1 protein-coding gene is annotated in these 2,253 nt (G+C 73.3%); it reads left to right on the forward strand.

Features of this window, described 5'->3' with window-relative positions; all coding sequences use genetic code 11:
• Positions 1-2,253: condensation domain-containing protein (locus ACFWZ2_RS43525; RefSeq protein ID WP_384555346.1), on the forward strand; the 2,253-nt coding region annotated here is incomplete at both ends.

The following is a 2,253-nucleotide window of genomic DNA, read 5'->3' on the forward strand; positions in this document are numbered from 1 at the left end:
ACTACGGGCCGACCGAGACCACGATCGGCGTGGCGACGACCCGGCTCACCGCCGAGCGGATCGCCGGCGCTGTGGTGCCGATCGGCTCGCCGATCGCCAACACCCGATTCTATCTTCTCGACGCGTACCTGCAGCCGGTGCCGGTGGGGGTGGTCGCGGACCTGTACGTGTCCGGTGCCGGGCTGGCACGCGGGTACGTGGGGCGCGCGGGCCTGACCGCCGAGCGGTTCGTGGCGAACCCCTTCGAGTCGGGCCAGCGCATGTACCGCACCGGCGACCGGGCCAAGTGGACGGCGGACGGCCAGGTGGTGTTCCTGGGCCGGGCCGACGACCAGGTCAAGATCCGGGGCTTCCGGATCGAGCCGGGCGAGGTCCAGGGTGTGGTCGCCGCGCACCCGCTGGTCAGCCAGGCGGCGGTCGTCGCCCGGGAGCACATCCCCGGCGACCGGCGTCTCGTCGCCTACGCCGTCCCGGCTGACGCCGACGGGGTGGCTGCCGAGCTGCCGCGGGCGATCATCGAGTTCGCGGCCCGGCGGCTGCCCGGCCACATGGTGCCGTCGGCGGTCGTCGTCCTGGACGCGCTGCCGCTGACCGGCAACGGCAAACTGGACCGCAAGGCGCTGCCCGCGCCGGAGTACGCCTCCGGTGCCGGCCGGGGCCCGTCCAACGCTCGCGAAGAGATCCTGTGCGCCGCCTTCGCTGAGGTCCTGGGGCTGGACGGGGTCGGCGTGGACGACGACTTCTTCCGGCTGGGCGGTCACTCCCTCCTGGCGATCCGCCTGGTCGAGATCCTGCGCGGCCGCGGGGTGACGGTGTCGGTGCGGGCGCTGTTCCAGACGCCGACCCCAGCCGGGCTCGCTGTCGCGGCAGGCGCCGTTCAGGTCGAGGTGCCGGAGAACCTGATCCCGCCCGGAGCGACCGAGATCACCCCCGAGATGCTGCCGCTCGTCGACCTCACCGCCGAGGAGCTGGAGCGGGTCGTGGCATCGGTGGCGGGCGGCGCGGCGAACGTCGCCGACGTCTATCCGCTGGCTCCGCTCCAGGAGGGCCTGCTCTTCCACCACCTCCTCGCGGACGGCGGGGACGACGCGTACGTCCTGCCGACGGTGGTCGAGTTCGACTCGCGCGAACGGCTCGATGCCTTCCTCGACGCGCTGCAGAAGGTCCTCGACCGCCACGACATCTTCCGTACGTCCATCGTGTGGGAGGGCCTGCGCGAGCCGGTCCAGGTCGTCTGGCGCCACGCGACCCTGCCCGTTACCGAGGTCGTCCTCGACACGCGGAGCGGCGACCCGCTCGCCGACCTGGTGGCGGCCGGGGGCGCGACGATGGACCTCGGCGCGGCGCCGCTGATCACGGTCCACACGGGCCGGGTCCCGGGGGCGGGCCAGTGGCTGGCGCTGGTGCGGGTGCACCACATGGTGCGCGACCACACAGCCCTCGAAGTGCTGCTCGCGGAGGTGCGGGCGTTCCTGGAGCGGCGCGGCCGGGAACTGCCGGAGCCGCTGCCGTTCCGTACCTTCGTCGCCCAGGCGCGTGGCGGGCTCCACCGCTCGGAGCACGAGCGGTACTTCGCCGAACTGCTCGGCGACGTCGCCGAGCCGACGGCCCCCTTCGGGATCGCGGACGTACGCGGTGACGGCGCGGGGGCGGCACGCCACGTGGTGCCGTTCGAAGACGAGTCGACCGTGCGGCTCCGGGAGGTCTCCCGCCGTCTCGGCGCGAGCCCGGCGACGCTGCTGCACCTGGCGTGGGCGCGGGTGCTCGCGGCGGTCAGCGGTCGCGAGGACGTGGTCTTCGGGACGATCCTGTTCGGCCGCATGAACGCGGGCGAGGGCGCATCCCGCGTGCCAGGCCCCTTCCTGAACACGCTGCCGGTCCGCCTCCGCACGGATCGACTCGGAGTCCGCGCGGCGGTCACCGCGATGCGCGGTCAGCTGGCGGAGCTTCTGGAGCACGAGCACGCGCCGCTCACGGTGGCGCAGCAGGCCAGCGGGATGCCCGGCAGCACTCCACTCTTCACGGCCCTGTTCAACTACCGGCACACCACAGGCGGCGGTGCCCAGGAGCCCCCGCGTGACCGTGCGGACGAGGCGCGCGATGAGCCGCTCGACGGAATCAGGACGGTCTTCTCGCGCGAACGCACCAACTACCCGCTCCTCGTCTCCGTTGACGACAACGGCGACGGCCTCTGGGTCGCCGTGGATGCGGTGGCGCCGATCGACCCGCGCGTGGTGGGCGAGTTCGTGCGCA

Source organism: Streptomyces sp. NPDC059002, assembly GCF_042740435.1.
Lineage (GTDB): Bacteria > Actinomycetota > Actinomycetes > Streptomycetales > Streptomycetaceae > Streptomyces.